Origin of the sequence: Halorhodospira halophila SL1 (assembly GCF_000015585.1) — a bacterium.
Classification (GTDB): domain Bacteria; phylum Pseudomonadota; class Gammaproteobacteria; order Nitrococcales; family Halorhodospiraceae; genus Halorhodospira; species Halorhodospira halophila.
The window spans coordinates 1,779,453-1,795,764 of the sequence record NC_008789.1 but is presented as its reverse complement, the minus strand read 5'-3'; the positions used below and the strand labels follow the sequence as shown (position 1 = coordinate 1,795,764).

Here is a 16,312-nt window from a genome sequence, read left to right as displayed (position 1 = left end):
TCTCATGCCGGGGCGAAGCGGGCGATCAGGGCGTCCAGATCGGCCAGCCGGAACGGCTTGAGCAGGTAGCCGTCCAGGGTGCCGTCGGCGGTTTCCAGGGTTTCGTTGGCGGCGTCCGCGCTCAGGGCCACGACCGGGAGGTGAGTCAGTACCGGGTCGGCGCGGATCTCGCGCAGCACCTGCCGGCCGTGCATGTCGGGCAGGTGCATGTCCAGCAGAACCAGGTCGGGTGGGCCCTGGCGGATTCGCGCCAGCCCCTCGGCGCCGGTCCAGGCTTCGTCTAGGGTGACGGTCGTTTTCCGGCGGATCAGACCGCGCACCACCATCATGTTGAGCTCATTGTCCTCGATGTAGCAGATGCGCATGGGCGCGGCGGGCGCGGCTTCGCTTAGGCTGACGGGCGGCGTGCTAGTCGCTGAGTGGTCATCGCTGTAGCGAGGCAGGGTCAGTCGCATGGTGGTCCCGCGATCGGGGCTGCTGTGAAGCAGCTGCAGATCCCCGCTCATCATCCGGGCGAGTCGTTGGGACAATGACAGACCGATGCCGCTGCCCTCGATGGAGCCGGCTTCACGACCGAGTCGCTCGAAGGGCTCGAAGAGACGATCGCGGCGACCGTGCGGGATGCCGCTGCCCGTATCGGCGACGTCTACCTGAACACTGCCACCGGCGGTGGACCAGGTAACGGTGATTGTGCCGTGCGGGTTGTTGTACTTGACGGCGTTGGAGAGCAGGTTAAGCAGCACTTGTCGGCTGCGAACCGGGTCGGCGCGGGCCCAAGGGGGCGCAATGGGGTCGCTCTGGCAGTGCACTGTGAGACCACGCCGACGCGCCTGCTCGGTGATCATCGCCACGCTGTTGCGGGCGAGGGCGTCGATGGCCATGGGCTCCGCATGAACCGCCAGTTGACCGGTCTCGATCTGGGCGAAGTCGATCACGTCGCCGATCAGGTCCCGCAGGTGCCAGCCGGCCGAGAGGATCTGCTCAAGGTGCTGATCGCGGTCTTGCGTTTCGTCGGGCGGGGTTTGGTGGAGCAGTTGCGCAAAGCCGGTGATGGCGTTCAGCGGAGTGCGCAGCTCGTGGCTCATCGCGGCGAGGAATTCCGACTTGGCTCGGCTGGCCTGTTCGGCGCGTTCCCGGGCCTGGTGTAGCTCTTCGTTCAGCTGGGCCATCTCCGCTTCCGCCTGTTTGCGTTGGCTGATGTCGCGGAAGTAGACCGCAAGTCCCTCGTCCGATGGGTAGGCCCGGGCCTCGAACCAGGTCTCGACGGGCGCGAAGTACGCCTCGAAGACCACGGGCTCCTGCTGCGCCAAGGCATATCGGTAGTGCTCCTCGAAGGCGGTCCCCAGCGCCTCCGGGAAGACCTCCCAGGCCACGCGGCCGAGCACGTCCTCGCGCTGACAGTTGAGCTGGCGCTCCGCCTCGCGATTGAGGAACGTGAAACGCCAGGCCGGGTCGACCAAGAAGAACGCGTCGGTGATGCTCTCCAGGGTGGTCTCCAGGCGCTGGGACAGGCGGCGGGCTTGGCGCTCGGCGGTCTTGATCTCGGTCAGGTCCTGCAGCGCGCCGCGCAGACCCAGGACATTGCCGTAGTCGTCCATCAGCGGCTTGCCGAGTTTGCGCACGTGGAGCCGTTTGCCGGTGGCGGTGTGGATGTCGACGTCGAGCTGGAAGGGGCGGGCGTGGTGGAGGGTGGTGTGGATAGCGCGGGTGACGATCGGCCGATACTCGGGTGGGTAGAGGCCGAGTCCGGTGCGCAGATCCATCCGGTGCTCCGGGGGTAGTTCAAGTAGCCGCCGGGTCTCTGTGGAGAGGTGTACCGCCTGGGTGGAGCGGTCGAGCATCCAGCCGCCGATGGCGGTGGTGGCCCGGGCGACCTCGAGCAGGGTCTGTTGTTCGGTCACCATGGCATGCAGCCTTCCTTAGCTGTGGCGTTTTGTCCTCTACCCTTTACCGCGGACCAGCCTTTTTTGCAAGCCCGGCCTGTCTAGCCGGCGGCGGCGTGTCGCGCCTGGTCAGCTTCCCCCCGTGGCCGGGCGCGGCTACCATAGCCGGCGTTCTGATCTGGGCCAGCGCGAGAGCCAACCATGAGTGAGACCGTCAAGTATGTCCTCGATGAGGCGCGGATCCCGCGCGCCTGGTACAACATCAGCGCCGATCTGCCCGCCCCGCTGGCGCCGGTGCTCCACCCGGCAACCCGGGAGCCGGTTTCGGCGGACGACCTGGCGCCGCTCTTCCCGCGCGGAGTGATTGAGCAGGAGCTGACTACGGAGCGGGAGGTCGAGATCCCGGAGCCGGTTCGCAACGCCTATCGGCAGTGGCGGCCGGCGCCGCTTTACCGGGCCCGGCGCCTGGAGAAGGCCCTCGATACCCCGGCGCGCATCTATTACAAGTACGAGGGCGTCAGCCCGGCCGGGAGTCACAAGCCGAATACCGCGCTCCCGCAGGCCTTCTACAACCACGCCGAGGGGGTGCGCCGCATCACCACCGAGACTGGGGCCGGTCAGTGGGGGTCGTCCCTGGCGCTGGCCGGCGCCATGTTCGATCTCGACATCGAGGTCTTCATGGTGGGGGTCAGTTATAAGCAGAAACCCTACCGGCGTGCGTTCATGGAGAGCTTCGGTGCGCGGTGCATTGCCAGCCCGAGCCAAGAGACCGCCTTTGGCCGCTCGGTCTTGGCGGACAACCCGGCCAGCACCGGGAGTCTGGGCATCGCCATCGGCGAGGCGGTGGAGCTGGCCGCGCAGCGCGACGACACCAAGTACGCGCTGGGCAGCGTGCTCAACCACGTCCTGCTACATCAGACCGTGACGGGTGTCGAGGCGATGGAGCAGATGGCCATGGCCGACGATTACCCCGACACGGTCATTGCCTGTACCGGGGGTGGCAGCAACTTCGCGGGGATCGTTTTCCCGTTCCTCGGCGCCGCCCTGCGCGGCGGCCCGAGCGTCGAGGCCATCGCCGTGGAGCCGCTGGCCTGTCCGACCCTAACCCGGGGGCAGTTTGCCTACGATTACGGTGACTCGGCGCAGTTGACGCCGCTGACCAAGATGCACACCCTTGGCTCCGGTTTCATGCCCCCGGGGTTTCACGCCGGGGGGCTGCGTTACCACGGCATGGCCCCCCAGATCAGCCATTTGAAGGACCTCGGCTACCTCGACGCGCGGGCCTACGATCAGCTCGACTGCTTTGCTGCCGGTCTGGAATTTGCGCGGGCCGAGGGCATCATCCCCGCCCCCGAGGCCAATCACGCGGTCAAGGCGGTGATCGAGGAGGCCCAGGGGTGCCGCGAACGTGGCGAGTCGAAGGCGATCCTGTTCAACCTTTGCGGCCACGGTAATTTTGACATGCAGGCCTATACGGATTACCTGGCGGGCAACCTCAGCGACCTCGGCGGCAGCCAGGTCGAGGCGGCCATGGCGCTGTCCGGACTGCCGTCGGTGGAGCGTTGACGGCGGCTTGCCCATCCCACTTGCAGAGTTAAGGAGCGCAGCATGACCAACGAGATCCTCGAGGAGCGACAGCGGTTACTCAAGGAACTCACCAAGTCGACCTGGCTGTCCGCCGGGATCAGTTTCCCGCTGGCGGCGGTTGTTGGCGTGATTGCCTACTTGATCGGTATCCAGCGCGACCTGCTCCCCGGCGCGGAACAGACGCTGGCGGTGATGATCATCGCCATTGCCCTCCCGGCGGCGGTCTTCGTGCTTGTCGGTCTGCGCAAGATGTTCTGGATCAAAGCGATCAGTGCCGAGACCGATCGGCTGCAGTCGCAGCAGTTCCTCACCCGCTATGTCGAGGCCGTGGGGCCCGTGGGCATGCGCAGTCTGTCGGTCATCGCCAAGGCCCAGGTCGACCGGGCCCTGGAGCGCGAGAAGAATGGCGAGAAGGCCACGGCGCGGGAGTACGCTGAGGCACTGCGCTACGTGCTGCTAATCGACCCGGTTTGACGGCGTCGCGCTCCGGGCCCCGTCGTGCCGGGGTTCGGAGCGTTCCACGCTGGGGATTCGGTAGCCCTCCACCAGCCTGTAGACATGCTCGGGGACCATCGCCCGGGCACGGCGCGGGGCTTGGTGCTGGAGGTGGATGAGGGTTTCGGCGGCCTTCATTTCCAGGCGTGCGCGCGCCAGCTCCAGCCCCCGCGGGCCGACGAAGGGCATGAGCCGGCCGATGATCGGGCGCAGCCAGTTCGGCATGCCCCGACTGGGCATCCCCCCGGCCGCGCGCTCAGTATTGTCGATGAACCCCTGGACCGGGCCGTCGCGCCTGCCTCCTGAGCTGGGTGCACCCAGCCGCACCTCGTCGCCGAGCAACTCCAGCATCGCCTCGCCGCGTTCATTGCGAACGAGGATCCACTGCTCGCCCCGCCCAGCCATGTAGCCGACCGTGATATCCGCCAGCGCGTTCGTGTAGTCGACGCAGGTCCGGCAGGTCAGTGGCCAGAAGTCGGCCGGCAGCCGGGAGATCGGTAGTTGAAGGAAGGGGATCTCGCGCTTGCTGCCGTCCTGGAAGCGCAGCTCGACGTAGTAGTCGGCGCGAAACTCCAGGTAGGTGACCGCTTCGGGCGAAGGGGTGAGCAACTCGAGGAACCGGTGGAAGTGTGCCGTGGGGGTGTTGTCCGAGCAGGGTGTCCCGATGATCTCCAGGCGCTCCAGACCGAGCTCCTCCTCCAAGGCGCGAAGCGGGTACGTTTGGCATGGCAAGGCGATCACCCCAAGCCGCTTGTAGCCTTGTGCCAATGCCGGTTCAAGCAGGGCGAGCAAGGGGGCGTAGCCCATGCGCATGCCGCGGCACTGAGAGAGCTTTGCCGGGTCGGTGACGAGCACGGGCTGAGGGTGCCAGGGGTCTTCGCTAGCGCCGGTGACGGTCAGGACCGCGTCGACGCGCCCGCTCTCCAGCAACCGCTCGGCCAACCGAGTGGTGATGCCGGTCCACTGTGCGCCGGCCCGCGGCGTTCGCAGGGCGGCTTGGTGCATGCGCCGGAAGGGGCCAAAGTGGAGCTCGTCGGGGCGTTCGGGGTCCCGGCTACGCCCGTGGGTGCGGCGCTCCAGCGCGGCATAGTCTGGACGGATGAACTGGCAGGCGCGGCCGCAGCGCTTCGGGTCGGAGCTGCGCGAGAGCCCGCAATCGGTGCAAAGATCCCGCGGGGCCGGGGTGGCCAGGGACGGTGTCTGCACGGTGGCTGAATCCATGGGGCCCTCGCTTGGTCGGCCAATGGCAAGAGGCTCAAGCTAGAGGGGCGTGCAGGGCGGGTCAAGGGTGGCGGGGCCGCGGCTACTCGGCGTCGTTGTGGGAGGTCATCAGCCCGTGACGGCGTAGCTTGGAGTAGAGGCTCTGCCGGCTGAGGCCGAGCAGTTCGGCGGCAGAGGCCCGGTTGTCGTGGGTGATGCTGAGGGCCGTCTCGATACACATGCGTTCGATCAGGTCGGTGGCTTCACGGACCAGGTCACGCAGCGGGACCTGGCCGACCAGGGCCGTGGTCTGCTCGATGGAACGCAGCCGGTTGTGCTCGCGCGGTTGCTGGCGCAGTGCGGCACAGGGGCGCAGATCCCTGCCCAGCGCAGCGAATCGTTGGCCGTCCAGGGCGACGACTCGGTAGCGCACCGGGATCGGGTTGCCGCGCGCGTCGATGTGCTGCAACGTCGTGCCCGCGGGCGCCGTCTCTGGCTCGATGAGCAGCTGGTCGACGGTCTGTTGCTCCGTGGTGCCAACCACTTCGCGCCAGCGCCGCCCTTTCCAGCCTGCGGCAGCGCGAACGCCCGGGTCGTCGCTGCCGACCGCCACGTCGTGGATCGTGCCCTCGGTATCCACGATCAGTGCGATATCCGCGGCAGCTTCAAGCAGCCGTGCGACCGTCTCCGCCGACAGATCGCTCAGCGACTGTTGCGGGGCGTTCATGGATTTCAACTTCGGCCGTCCTCTGGGGCTTTCGTTACGATTGACGGGGATTGGGCCGTTTAATTCGGACCAATTTCATCGAGAATAGTCGCACCCCCGATATTGACGGCATTCCAACGGAATAGTTCAAGGGCGAGAAGCGGGGTTGCGACGATCTGCCCGTCCGCGCGCTCGAATGCTAACCCCCTGTATTGAAAGCTTGTGTCAATCGTGGCCCACGTCCAGCTAGCTTGACACACCCGGGGGGGCGCTTTAGATTCGCCGAGAAGTCACTCCCGAAAATGGGGATGCAGCGCAATGCAGCATCAGGGTTCCATGAAATCACCTCCAGCCGGTCTGTATACCGAGGAAGAGCGTCGACGCCGGGACGCGTCGCCATGGACACTTGTCCAGGGGATTCTGGCCCCGACGCAGTTCATCGTCTTTCTGGTCAGCCTGGGCCTGGTCCTGTGGTATCTCGCCACCGGTGATCTGCTCGAGTGGGCGGCCTGGTCGATCATCATCAAGACCTTGATTCTCTACACGATCATGGTGACCGGGGCGATCTGGGAGAAAGAAGTCTTCGGACATTACCTGTTTGCCCCTGCGTTCTTCTGGGAAGACGTGGTCAGCATGGGGGTGATCGTCTTACACACCGCCTACCTGGTGGTTTGGTTCGGCGACTTCCTCACTCCGGTGCAGCAGATGCTCATCGCGTTGGCCGCCTATGCCGCCTACGTGGTCAACGCGATGCAGTTTCTCCTCAAGCTGCGTGCCGCGCGCCTCCAGGAGGAGCAGATGCGCGCCGCCGAGGAGGGAGGGGCGCAATGACGGAGTCTGCGAGCTGTCATGGGGGCGGGGTGTGCGGCGGGTTGGCCCAGGAAGAGGGGCAGCGCCAAGTCTTCTGTGGCCTGACCAGTATCGTCTGGCTGCATCGGAAGATGCGCGACGCCTTCTTCCTGGTGGTCGGTTCGCGCACCTGCGCCCACCTGCTACAGTCCGCCGCGGGGGTGATGATCTTCGCCGAGCCCCGCTTCGCCACCGCGGTGCTCGGTGAGCGCGACCTGGCCGGGATGGCCGACTGCAACGAGGAGCTCGACCGGGTCGTCCACGAACTCCTCGCCCGCCGCCCGGAGATCCGTACCCTGTTCCTCGTCGGCTCCTGCCCCTCCGAAGTCATCAAGCTCGATCTGGGCAAGGCTGCGGAGCGGCTGACCGCTGCCCACGAGGGGCGCGTGCGGGTGCTGCCGTATTCCGGCAGTGGGCTGGAGACCACCTTTACTCAGGGCGAGGACCAGTTCCTGACCACCCTGGCCCACGAGCTGCCGGCCAGCCCGGAGGGCGCGCCGTCGCTGATCGTCCTTGGTACCCTGGCCGACGTCGTCGAGGATCAATTCCGACGCCTGTTCGATCAGTTGGGCATCGGCCCGGTTCATTTCCTGCCGCCGCGCACCGGGGCGGATCTGCCGCCGGTGGGGCCGGGGACACGGGTCCTCCAGGCCCAGCCCTTTACCGGCGAGGCAACGCGTGCGCTCATTCGCCGCGGCGCAGAGCGCCTGGATGCCCCGTACCCTCTGGGGGTCGAGGGAACGCGCAGCTGGCTCCAGGCGGCCACCCGCTCCTTCGGGGTGCCGGACGAGCAGCTGGAGGCTGTCATCGAAGCGCCGATCGCCCGGGCGCAAGCAGCGCTGGAGCGCCAGCGGGGGGTGCTGAGCGGCAAGCGCATCACCTTCCTGCCGGATTCGCAGCTCGAGCTGCCGCTGGCGCGTTTCCTCAGCGAGGAGTGCGGCATGCAGCCGGTGGAAGTGGCTACGCCGTACTTCGACCGGGAGTTCCATGGCCGGGAACGCGACGCCCTGGGCGAAGAGGTCCGCCTGGTCGAGGGGCAGGATGTGGACGCCCAGCTGGATCGTTTGCGCGCCGACCGTCCCGATTTGACGGTCTGCGGGCTGGGGCTTGCGAACCCGCTGGAGGCCGAAGGTCTGCGGACCAAGTGGTCCATCGAGCTGGTCTTCTCGCCCATCCAGGGGTTCGAGCAGGCCGGCGACCTTGCCGAGCTCTTTGCCCGGCCACTGGTCCGCCACGAGACGCTGAAGGTGTAGAGGATGCAGCTGACGCTCTGGACTTACGAAGGCCCACCCCACGTCGGCGCGATGCGCATCGCCGCGTCGATGAAGGGAGTGCACTGCGTCCTCCACGCGCCCCAGGGCGATACCTACGCCGACCTGCTGTTCACGATGATCGAGCGGCGCCCGGGGCGGCCGCCGGTCAGCTATAGCACGTTCAACGCCCGGCATCTCGGGCGGGACACCGCCGAGCTGGTGCGTGAGACGGTCACCGCGGCCTACGAGCGCTACCAGCCCGAGGCCCTGCTGGTCGGGGACTCGTGCACGGCGGAGCTGCTCCAGGATCAGCCCGGCGACCTGGCCCAGGGCATGGATCTGCCCGTACCGGTCATCGGGCTTGAACTCTCGGCGTACTCCCGCAAGGAGGGCTACGGCGCCAGCGAGGCGTTCTATCAACTGGTCCGCGGCCTCCTTGAGACCAATGGTGCGAGTGCGGGCGCGCAGCCGGACGCAAGCCGCGCCCCCCGTGCCAATCTGCTCGGTCCGACATCGCTGGGCTTTCGCTGCCGGGACGATGTGCAGGAGGTCACCCGGCTGCTGGAGTCCGTCGGGGTCGAGGTCAACGTGGTCGCACCGCTCGGGGCCAGCCCCGAGGATCTGCGTCGCATCCCCGAAGCCGATTTCAACGTCTGTCTCTATCCCGAGGTGGCGCGCTCCACCTGCGAGTGGCTGCAGCGCCGCTTCGGCCAGCCGACCGTTACCACGGTGCCGCTGGGCCTCGGCGCGACCCGCGATTTCCTCGCCGAGGTCGGTCGGGTGACCGGACTGGACGTCAGCCAGGGGGTGGCCGATGCCAACGCCCGCATGGCTTGGTACAGCCGATCCGTCGACTCCAACTACTTGACCGGAAAACGGGTCTTCATCTTTGGCGACGGCACCCACGCGGTGGCTGCCGCGCGCATCGCCAGTGAGGAACTGGGTTTCGAGGTGGTCGGGTTGGGCACCTACGCCCGTGAAGAGGCGCGGGAGGTTCGCCGGGCCGCCAAGGCCTACGGGGTCGAGCCGTTGATCACCGATGATTATCTGGAGGTCGAGCGTGCCGCCACCGAGGCCAGCCCCGAGCTGGTCCTCGGTACCCAGATGGAGCGGCACATCGCCAAGCGCCTGGGGGTGCCGTGCGCGGTCATCTCGGCTCCGGTCCATGTTCAGGACTTCCCGGCCCGCTATGCGCCGAATATGGGCCTGGAAGGGGCCAACGTCATCTTCGATACCTGGGTCCACCCGCTGATGATGGGCCTGGAAGAGCATCTGCTCGGGATGTTCAAGGAAGACTTCGAGTTCACGGCTGACGCCCCCTCTCATCTGGAGGCCGGCGCGGCGCCTTCTCCCGGGGGGGCGGCTCGAGAAGAGGGGCAGGCCGAGACGGCGGTCGCCGTCGCCGAGTCGGAGGAAGGCGCTGAGGTGCGCTGGACGCCGGAGGCCGAAGCCGAACTGAAAAAGATCCCGTTCTTCGTGCGGGGCAAGGCCCGGCGCAATACCGAGCGCTTCGCCGCCGACCGAGGCATTGCGACAATAACAGTGGAGACGATCTACGATGCCAAAGCCCACTTCAGTCGCTGACCCGACGCCGGTGCGCGTCGCCATCATCACGCTGGACAGCCACATGGCAGGCGCCGTGGAGCGCGCGCGGCCGGCTCTGCAACGCGATATCCCCGGCCTGGAGCTGAGCTACCACGCCGCCTCGGACTGGAACAACAACCCGGCGGCGCTGGAGCGTGCCCGGGAGCGGATCGCCTCGGCGGACATCATCGTCGCGACGATGCTGTTCATGGAGGAGCACATCGAGCCCGTGCGCCAGGATCTGGAGGCGCGTCGGGAGGACTGCGATGCGCTGGTCGGCATCATGTCGGCTGGCGAGGTGATGAAGCTCACGCGGATGGGCAAGTTCACCATGGACGGCAGCACGCGCGGTCCGATGTCCCTGCTCAAAAAGCTGCGCGGGAAGAAGGGCAAGGCGGAGCAGCAGGACGATGACGACAGCACCTCGGGGGAGAAGCAGGCTGCAATGCTGCGCCGCATCCCCCGAATCCTGCGTTTCATCCCCGGCACGGCTCAGGATGTGCGGGCCTACTTCCTGACCTGGCAGTACTTCCTGGCCAGTTCCGACGAGAACGTCGAGAACATGGTCCGGTTCCTCGTGAACCGTTACGCAGCAGGGCCGCGCAGCGGCCTGCGCGGCTCTTTGGAGGTGCAGGACCCCATCGAGTACCCCGATGTCGGCGTCTATCACCCCCGCATGGAGCGGCGCATCGGCGATGACCCCAACGATCTTCCGGAACCGGAGGGTGGTGCCTCGCGCGGGACGGTGGGCCTTCTGCTGATGCGCTCCTATGTGCTCGCCGGCGACTCGGCGCACTACGACGGCGTCATCGAGGCCCTGGAAAGCCGGGGGTATCGTGTCGTCCCGGCATTCGCCAGCGGTCTCGACAACCGTCCGGCCGTCGAGCGGTTCTTCATGGCGGACGGTCGTGCCTGCGTCGATGCGGTGATCTCGCTGACCAGCTTCTCGCTGGTGGGGGGGCCGGCCTACAACAATTCCGGGGCCGCCGAGCGGCTGCTGAGAAGGCTCGATGTGCCCTACCTGAATGCCCAGGCCCTGGAGTTCCAGTCCCTGGAGCAGTGGGAGGGGTCCGATCGTGGGCTCACCCCGGTGGAGACGACCATGATGGTCGCCATCCCCGAACTCGATGGTGCGACCGGGCCGGTGGTCTTCGGCGGCCGTGCCGCGGTGCCTGGCCCCGACGGGGTGTGCCGGATGGAGGTGCACCCGGAGCGGGCGAAGATGCTGGCCTCGCGGGTCGATCGGCTGATCCGTCTGCGGCGCAGCGCGCGCAGCGAGCGCAAGCTGAGCATCGTGATCTTCAGCTTCCCGCCCGAGGCCGGCGCGCTGGGGTCTGCGGCCTATCTCTCGGTGTTCGCCTCGCTCTATAACACCCTGGTGGAACTGGACGACGCCGGCTATCGGGTGGAATTGCCTGAGTCCGTCGATGACCTGCGTGATCGCATCATCAAGGGCAATGCGGCCAACTACGGTGCGCACGCCAACGTGCACCACCGAGTGACGGTCGACGACTACGTGGCCCGCGAGCCCTACCTCAAGGAGATCGAGGAGCAGTGGGGGCCGGCGCCGGGCAAGGCGCAGAGCGACGGGCAGTCCATCCATGTCCTCGGCGCGCAGTTCGGCAACGTCTTCATCGGCGTGCAGCCGGGCTTCGGCTACGAGGGCGACCCGATGCGGCTGCTCTTTGAGAAGGGGCTGACGCCGACCCATGCCATGTGCGCCTTCTACCGGTACATCCGCGAGGATTTCGGGGCGGATGCCGTGCTCCACTTCGGTACGCACGGCGCCCTGGAGTTCATGCCGGGCAAGCAGTGCGGCATGAGCGCCGGCTGCTGGCCGGATCGACTGATCGGCGACCTGCCCAACTACTATCTGTACGCGGCCAACAACCCCTCTGAGGGGTCGATCGCCAAGCGTCGCTCGGCCGCCACGCTGATCAGCTACCTGACGCCGCCGGTTGGCAAGGCCGGCCTCTACAAGGGCCTGCTGGAGCTCAAGGCTTCCGTGGAGCGCTACCGCTCGGCCCCGCCGGATAACGTGGAGGAGCGCACCGAGCTGGCCCGCCTGATCCAGGCCCAGGCCGCCGAGGTCGACCTCGCTGAGCTGGAGCCAGAATGGGGCGAAGAAGAGGCTGAACAGCGGATCGCTCAGCTCAGCGAAGACATCCTGGAGATGGAGTACACCCTCATCCCCGAGGGGCTCCATGTGGTTGGGCAGCCCCCGTCCCGCGAGGGCCGGATCGACCAGCTGGTGACCATGGCCGAGACGACCCACGGAGTGGCGGTGGACCGGGCCTGCGTCGAGGCGCTGGTGGACGGACACTCGCCTCGCGAGGCCCTGGCCCAGTCCGAGAGCGTCGACCCCGAGATGACCGAGGAGGCCCTCGAAGGGTTGGCTGATACCGCGCAGAAGCTGGCGGAGAACCAGGAGCTGCAGGGCATCATCCATGCCCTCGACGCCCGTTTCGTGCCTCCGGTCTCGGGCGGCGACCTGCTGCGGAGTCCGCAGATTCTGCCGACGGGCCGGAACATGCACGGGTTCGACCCCTACCGTCTGCCCAGTGCCTTTGCCGTTCAGGACGGCGCGCGGCAGGCTGAGCGCCTGCTCGACAAGCACCGCGAAGAGGGGCAGGAACTGCCCGACTCGATCGCGATGGTCCTGTGGGGCACGGACAACCTGAAGAGCGAGGGGGCGCCGATCGGTCAGGCCCTCTACCTCATCGGTGCCCGGCCACGCTTCGACAGCTTCGGCAAGCTGGCCGGGGCGGAACTCATCCCCTTGGACGAGCTCGGTCGCAAGCGCATCGACGTGGTGATCACGCTCTCCGGGATCTTCCGCGATCTACTGCCGCTGCAGACCCGGGTGCTGGCTGAGGCGGCCTACTTGTCCGCGTGCGCCGAGGATGAGCCGCTGGAGATGAACCCGATCCGTCGCAACGCCCTGGCGTATCAGGAGAAGCATGGCTGCGACTTCGAGACCGCGGCGCTGCGGGTTTTCTCTAACGCCGATGGTGCCTACGGCTCCAACGTTGGCTCGATGATCGACCAAGGGGCCTGGGAGGACGAGGACGAGTTGGCCGATACCTATACCCGGCGCAAGTGCTACGCCTACGGGCGCAGTGGTGAACCGGTGCGTCAGGAGGAGCTGCTCGGCAGCATGCTCTCCGGCGTCGAGTTGACCTATCAAAACCTGGAGTCGGTCGAGCTTGGCGTCACCACCGTCGACCACTACTTCGACACGCTCGGCGGCATCAGCCGGGCCGTGGCCCGCTCCCGGGGCGGCGAGCACGTGCCGGTGTATATCGGCGACCAGACCCGGGGCGAGGGCAAGGTGCGGACCCTCTCGGACCAGGTGGCGCTTGAGACGCGGACCCGGATGCTCAATCCGAAGTGGTACGAAGGGCTGCTGGAGCACGGCTACGAGGGGGTGCACCAGATCGAGGTGCACCTGACCAACACCATGGGGTGGTCCGCAACCACCGGCCAGGTCCAGCCGTGGGTCTATCAGCAGTTCACGCAGACCTTCATGCTCGACGACGAAATGCGCGAGCGCATGGCGCAACTCAACCCGGCGGCGTCGGCGAAGCTGGCCAACCGGCTGCTTGAGGCTCACGAGCGCAACTACTGGAATCCCGATGAGGAGACGCTCGAGGCGCTGCGGCGTGCCGGGGACGAGCTCGAGGATTACTACGAGGGTGTCAACGAGGAGGAGCAGGCCGCATGAGCAATGGCTCGGTGCCGGTGTCCGGGATCGGAGGCCGAGGCGATGGCGAGGGAAGCTCGCAGGTCCACATGGAATCCACCGGCGGTATGGACCGGGCCAAGGTCTTTGCCGTCTATGGCAAGGGCGGTATCGGCAAGAGCACGACCTCGTCGAACCTTGCCGTGGCCTTTAGCCAGCTGGGCAAGCGAGTGCTGCAGATCGGCTGTGACCCGAAGCACGACTCGACCTTCACCCTGACCAAACGCCTGGTGCCGACCGTCATCGACAGCCTCGAGGAGGTGGACTTCCACATGGAGGAGCTCCGCCCCGAGGATTACGTGTACGAAGGCTACAACGGCGTCCTCTGTGTCGAGGCGGGCGGACCGCCGGCCGGAACCGGCTGCGGCGGATACGTGGTGGGACAGACGGTCAAGCTGCTCAAGCAGCACCACCTCCTGGAAGAGACCGATGTGGTCATCTTCGACGTGCTCGGCGACGTGGTCTGCGGTGGCTTTGCAGCGCCTCTGCAGCACGCTGATCAGGCCCTGATCGTCACCGCCAACGACTTCGACTCGATCTTCGCCATGAACCGGATCGCCGGCGCGATCCAGGCGAAGGCGAAAAACTACAAGGTGCGCCTGGGTGGGGTGATCGCCAACCGTAGCGAGCGCACGGACCAGATCGACCGGATCAACGAGCGGATCGGTCTGCGCACGCTGGCGCACGTGCCCAATTATGATGTCGTGCGTCGCAGTCGGCTCCACAAGTCAACTCTGTTCGAACTCGAGGAGCAGTCCGAGGAGCTTGAGCGCGTGCGTGACGAGTACCTCAGCCTGGCGGCCGCGCTCTGGAACGGTGTCGATCCGCTAAGCCCCTCACCGCTGAAAGATCGTGAGGTCTTCGATCTGCTGGGGTTTGATTGATGCCGACGGAGTCCTACCAACAGCGCCGCAGCCGCGTGACCACCTATTTTGACCGCACGGCCACCAAGGCCTGGGAGCGGCTCACCTCGGATGCCCCGGTCAGCGGTGTTCGGGCGACGGTACGCGCCGGCCGGGGCGAGATGCGACAGACGCTGCTCGACTGGCTCCCGGCCGATCTAACGGGCGAGCGGGTCCTGGATGCCGGATGCGGACCGGGCGAGTTGAGCGTCGAGGCGGCTCGTCGGGGTGCCCACGTGGTGGGCGTGGATGTCTCGCAGAACCTGATCGACATCGCCCACCAGCGGAGGCCAGCGGACCTGGGCACCGGCGAGCTGGAATACCACGTCGGCGATATGCTCGACCCAGACTGGGGTGAATTCGATCGCGTGGTCTCGATGGATGTCCTCATCCACTATCCCTGTGCGGATGCCGTGGCGGCACTGGCCGGCTTGGCCAAACGTACCCGGCGGCAGATGGTGTTTACGTTCGCGCCGCGGACGCCGCTGCTGGCCACGATGCACGCGGTCGGCCAGCTCTTCCCGCAGGGGGATCGCTCGCCGGCGATCGAGCCGGTTGCCGAGCGGCGCCTGCGTCGGGCCATCGGAGAGGATGCCACGCTCGGGAGCGGGTGGGAGATCGGCCGCACACGGAAGATCGCGCGGGGCTTCTACATTTCTCAGGCACTAGAGCTGCAGCGACCATGACGGATTCCGCGTCTCTGCTCAAGGCGCGTCTGCGCCGTTTAGCTGTCCCGTTTGCCGAGGTCGGCACCCGGGAACTCCCCATGACGCAAATCCTGCGTCTGTCCCTGTTCCAGGTCACCGTGGGCATGATTTACGTCATGTTCACGGGGACCCTCAACCGTGTGATGATCCACGAGCTGGGTATCGCAGCGTCCCTGCTTGGCGCGGTGATCGCCTTGCCGATCCTGTTCGCGCCCCTGCGCCTGCTCATCGGGCACCGTTCGGACCATCGCCGCTCGGCCCTGGGGTGGCGTCGGGTACCGTATCTGTGGATTGGCACGCTATTGATGTTCGGCGGCCTGGCGGTGATGCCCTTCGGCCTGTTGGTACAGTCCGAGTATGGCGCTGATGCGCCGTTCCTCGCCTCCCTGGGGGCGGCGCTGGCCTTCTTCCTGTCCGGCCTGGGTGTGCACGTCACCCAGACGACCGGTCTGGCACTGACGAACGATCTGGCCCCCGAGGGGAAGCTGCCCCAGGTGGTCGGCGTGATGTACGTCATGCTGCTGGTCGGCATGGTGATCTCCACCGGTGTGTTCTATGTGCTGCTCGCCGATTTCAGCCACGAGCGCTTGGTGCAGGTGCTCCAGGGCGCGGCGCTGGTGATCTGGGCGCTGAATGTGTTTGCGCTGTGGCGGCAGGAGCCGCGGGACCCGGAACGCAGCCGCGTCGATCGACCGCGTCCACCGCTAAGCGAGTCGTGGCAAAGTTTCATGCAGAGGGGTCCGGTGGTTCGCCTGCTGGTGGTAACCGGCATCGGTGCGGCCGGCTTCGGGATGCAGGACATCATCATCGAGCCCTACGGGGCTGCGGTCCTGGGTCTGGAGGTCGCCGGCACCACGCTGCTGACCGGGTTGTGGGCGATCGGCATGCTCATCGGCTTCTGGTTCGCCAAGATGGCCCTTGAGCGCGGACTCAACGCCTACGGCGCGGCGACCATCGGTGCCCTGGTTGGCGTGCTGGCGTTTTCGCTGGTGATCGTCTCGGCACCCCTCGACTCGCCGACGATCTTCCGGGTCGGGCAGGTCGGGATCGGGGTCGGAGGGGCCCTGTTCTACGTCGGGACGCTCGCCGCAACGATGTCGATGGCGACGCGCGAGCAGAGCGGCATTGCCATCGGCGCGTGGGGTGCAGTGCAGGCGACCGTGCTCGGTGCCGCACTGGCCATCGGGGCCGGGATCTCCGATCTGGTTCCGGCTCTGGCCGAGGCCGGCAGATTGCCGGAGTTGTTCCTGCACCCGGCGGCAGGGTACAGCGTGGTCTATTCGGCGGAGATCGTGCTGCTGCTCGCCATGGTCGTCGCGGCGTGGCCGCTGGCGCGGTTTACAAGAGAGGGGGAGAGTAACGTATCGCCGTCGACAGCAACGTCCAACGAGTCGGGTTACTAGC

General features: G+C 66.8%; 12 protein-coding genes. 9 read left to right on the top strand and 3 right to left on the bottom strand.

The features are described from left to right. Positions 1–2: 2 nt before the first annotated feature. Complete coding sequence (locus HHAL_RS12700) at positions 3–1,904, bottom strand: hybrid sensor histidine kinase/response regulator (RefSeq protein ID WP_011814429.1); 1,902 nt, start codon at positions 1,902–1,904, stop codon at positions 3–5. A 180-nt stretch (positions 1,905–2,084) separates the two neighbouring features. Here HHAL_RS12700 and HHAL_RS08265 point away from each other — a divergent pair, with 180 nt between their 5' ends. Both HHAL_RS08265 and HHAL_RS08260 read left to right on the top strand, forming a co-directional pair. Then, positions 2,085–3,449, top strand: a complete 1,365-nt coding sequence (locus tag HHAL_RS08265; protein ID WP_011814428.1) for a TrpB-like pyridoxal phosphate-dependent enzyme — start codon at positions 2,085–2,087, stop codon at positions 3,447–3,449. A gap of 42 nt (positions 3,450–3,491) precedes the next feature. Further along, entirely contained in the window at positions 3,492–3,944 is a 453-nt protein-coding gene (locus HHAL_RS08260) for a hypothetical protein (protein WP_011814427.1), read from the top strand. On the opposite strand, the gene HHAL_RS08255 is transcribed toward HHAL_RS08260, so the two are convergent. Then, the gene (locus HHAL_RS08255; RefSeq protein WP_011814426.1) at positions 3,927–5,186 is read right to left on the bottom strand and encodes a coenzyme F420 hydrogenase/dehydrogenase beta subunit N-terminal domain-containing protein; all 1,260 of its coding nucleotides are present in this window, start codon (positions 5,184–5,186) and stop codon (positions 3,927–3,929) included. The genes HHAL_RS08260 and HHAL_RS08255 overlap by 18 nt on opposite strands. Before the next feature lie 82 nt (positions 5,187–5,268). Further along, positions 5,269–5,892 (bottom strand): helix-turn-helix domain-containing protein, encoded by a 624-nt coding sequence (locus tag HHAL_RS08250; protein ID WP_041595122.1) that lies wholly within the window; start codon positions 5,890–5,892, stop codon positions 5,269–5,271. A gap of 297 nt (positions 5,893–6,189) precedes the next feature. On the opposite strand from HHAL_RS08250, the gene bchF reads away from it, so the two are divergent. From bchF to HHAL_RS08215, 7 genes are read left to right on the top strand one after another with little or no spacing between them, the layout of a single operon-like run. Next, positions 6,190–6,702 carry a 2-vinyl bacteriochlorophyllide hydratase gene (gene bchF / locus HHAL_RS08245; protein WP_011814424.1) on the top strand — a complete coding sequence of 171 codons (513 nt, stop codon included), beginning with the start codon at positions 6,190–6,192 and terminating at the stop codon, positions 6,700–6,702. After that, the gene (locus HHAL_RS08240; RefSeq protein ID WP_011814423.1) at positions 6,699–7,973 is read left to right on the top strand and encodes a ferredoxin:protochlorophyllide reductase (ATP-dependent) subunit N; all 1,275 of its coding nucleotides are present in this window, start codon (positions 6,699–6,701) and stop codon (positions 7,971–7,973) included. Before bchF ends, HHAL_RS08240 begins: the two co-directional genes overlap by 4 nt. A gap of 3 nt (positions 7,974–7,976) precedes the next feature. Then, positions 7,977–9,557, top strand: coding sequence for a ferredoxin:protochlorophyllide reductase (ATP-dependent) subunit B (bchB, locus tag HHAL_RS08235; protein WP_011814422.1), 1,581 nt, complete (start codon positions 7,977–7,979; stop codon positions 9,555–9,557). Further along, complete coding sequence (locus tag HHAL_RS08230; RefSeq protein ID WP_011814421.1) at positions 9,532–13,281, top strand: magnesium chelatase subunit H; 3,750 nt, start codon at positions 9,532–9,534, stop codon at positions 13,279–13,281. The genes bchB and HHAL_RS08230 overlap by 26 nt, the downstream gene beginning before the upstream one ends. Then, positions 13,278–14,183 carry a ferredoxin:protochlorophyllide reductase (ATP-dependent) iron-sulfur ATP-binding protein gene (gene bchL, locus HHAL_RS08225; protein WP_011814420.1) on the top strand — a complete coding sequence of 302 codons (906 nt, stop codon included), beginning with the start codon at positions 13,278–13,280 and terminating at the stop codon, positions 14,181–14,183. The genes HHAL_RS08230 and bchL overlap by 4 nt, the downstream gene beginning before the upstream one ends. Next, positions 14,183–14,887 carry a magnesium protoporphyrin IX methyltransferase gene (gene bchM / locus HHAL_RS08220; protein WP_011814419.1) on the top strand — a complete coding sequence of 235 codons (705 nt, stop codon included), beginning with the start codon at positions 14,183–14,185 and terminating at the stop codon, positions 14,885–14,887. Before bchL ends, bchM begins: the two co-directional genes overlap by 1 nt. After that, a complete protein-coding gene (locus HHAL_RS08215; protein ID WP_011814418.1) occupies positions 14,884–16,311 on the top strand; it encodes a BCD family MFS transporter in 1,428 nt (475 codons plus the stop codon). The genes bchM and HHAL_RS08215 overlap by 4 nt, the downstream gene beginning before the upstream one ends. Position 16,312 lies beyond the last annotated feature (1 nt).